Source organism: Paraburkholderia sp. SIMBA_053 (assembly GCF_046534895.1).
GTDB classification, from domain to species: Bacteria; Pseudomonadota; Gammaproteobacteria; order Burkholderiales; family Burkholderiaceae; genus Paraburkholderia; species Paraburkholderia caledonica.
The window spans coordinates 1-233 of record NZ_JAWRXU010001788.1; the positions used below are offsets into that span (position 1 = coordinate 1).

General features: G+C 59.2%; 1 pseudogene. It reads right to left on the reverse strand.

The features are described 5' to 3' along the window. Window positions 1-81 precede the first annotated feature (81 nt). A pseudogene (locus tag SB753_RS41670) lies at window positions 82-233 on the reverse strand (phasin family protein); the annotation flags it as partial.

Below are 233 nucleotides of genomic sequence, written 5' to 3' on the forward strand. Positions count from 1 at the left end.
TCGCGGCTGCGCGCCGACAGATGATGGGGCATCCGTCAACGCACAGGTGAAGCCCGATCCGTTGAAGCCGTTACATCGTTATCAGACAGCAGCCTTCTTGGCCGAAGCCGCCGTGCGCGAAGCCTGAGCAGCAGCTTGCGAAGCGGCCTTCGATGCAGCCGTAGCAGCCGCATTGAAGTTGCTTTCAGCGATTTCGACAGCTTGCTTCGTTGCCTTGTGAACCGTTTCGTACG